The organism is uncultured Candidatus Kuenenia sp. (assembly GCF_900696675.1).
GTDB lineage: Bacteria > Planctomycetota > Brocadiia > Brocadiales > Brocadiaceae > Kuenenia > Kuenenia stuttgartiensis_A.
Map to the genome: position 1 here is coordinate 1 of NZ_CAADGZ010000255.1, position 1,736 is coordinate 1,736.

A 1,736-nucleotide genomic window follows, 5' to 3' on the forward strand; every position below is an offset into this window, starting at 1 on the left:
TGTTTAAAGTAGTACAATAGCGCTACCACAATTGCTAAAAAACGGATATCTGTTATCGCTTTTTGCCAATCTTGGTAGTGGAAAATACTGATTTTCGCATTGCGAAAATCGTTTGCAGGATTTAGGTATCATTATTAGTTGTAATTGCAATTGGTTTTTTCCCCATAATAGGATGTAAAAAAATAGGTAGGGGATACAAATCTGAAGAATCAACAGAAACGGTCGAAAAAAGTACACCTGCGTCTGCTAAAGAGAAATCACCATACGTTTCTGAAGAAGAAAAGACCGGAATTACAGGAGAAGGAACATCTTTGGAGACGGAGAAAGGATTGCCTGAAACAGAAAAAACGGAAATGATAATAACAGATGCGGAGGGGAAAGCAAAGGAACTCTGGGATACGATACACAAAGAGAATTACAAACTGAATTGGAAGTTATGGCCGGATACGGGAGACTTTTATAAAGGAAGGCAGCCACATGGGGAATTGCTGACTACCTATGTGAATGATATTGCATATGATGCAATTAAAAATAAGAAAGGAAAGCTGTCCTCTGGAGCGATAATTATTACTGAGAATTATACATCAGATAGAAACATTACCTTTATAACAGTAATACATAAAATAAAAGGCTTCAATCCGCTTGCGAATGATTGGTTTTGGGTAAAATATGAAACTGATGGTGAAATTACAACTGTTAAAAAAAATAATAAGGCATTAAAGTTGGCAGGAAAAGTTGCTGATTGTATAGAATGCCATAGTTTGCAGACCGACAATGATTATATTTATACAAGTCCGATTATGGACATAGGGAAAGAAATAAGCGAGACAAAAAAGAAAGAAGAAGAAGTTATGAATGCCAAAAGGATAGCTACTGAAATCTGGAATAAAATGAAGAGTGACAATTACCAGGAAAGTTGGAAAATGTGGCCAGATAAAGAGGCTTTCTATAATGGAATTGATCCACATGGGACTTTATTGAGCACGTATGTAAATGAAGTGGCTTATGATTCTATTGTCAGTAAGAAAGAGTCCATGCCTTTTGATGCTGTTATCGTTACTGAAAACTACATGTTTGATAAAAGTTTAGAATACATTACCGTAATGAAGAAGATAAAGGGTTTTAATCCTGAAAACAATGATTGGTTTTGGATCAAGTTTAAACCAAATGGTGCAATAATGACTGAAGAAAAATATGGGAAAACTATTTCTTTGGCTGGTAAAGTCGATAACTGCATTTCTTGTCACAAAAACCAGTTTCTTAATGATTATATTTATACAAGTTTTGTAAAAGGTATTACAAAAAAAGAAATAACAGAGGAAAAACCGAAAGGAACCGAGCCTGTTTATGAATTAATGGCGAAAGAACTATGGGAAAGAATGCAAAATGAAAAGTATCGGGAAAACTGGAAAATGTGGCCCGGGAAAAATGCTTTTTATGAAGGAACAGAACCACATGGGTTTTGGCTTACCACATATGTAAACGATCTCGCCCATGAGGCAATTAAACATAAGAAAGGTGAATTACAACCAGGTGCGATAATAATTAAAGAGAATTATAGAAAGGATAAAAACATTGATTCTATAACGGTAATGCAGAAAATAAAAGGTTTGTAACACTTTAGTTCTTTGAAAAATTAATAGCGAAAAAAGGTAAAAAAAGCTGGCGTCTGTTTTTCCTTTGTGGTATAAAAGGCTTCAATAAAGGGAAACAGTTTATGAAGCCTATCATATTCC

Annotated in this window: 1 protein-coding gene; it reads left to right on the top strand. The window is 34.4% G+C overall.

What is annotated here, in order from left to right; genetic code table 11:
• The first annotated feature begins 311 nt into the window (after positions 1–311).
• Positions 312–1,616, top strand: coding sequence for a cytochrome P460 family protein (locus QZT26_RS17470; protein ID WP_295104003.1), 1,305 nt, complete (start codon positions 312–314; stop codon positions 1,614–1,616).
• Positions 1,617–1,736: the final 120 nt, after the last annotated feature.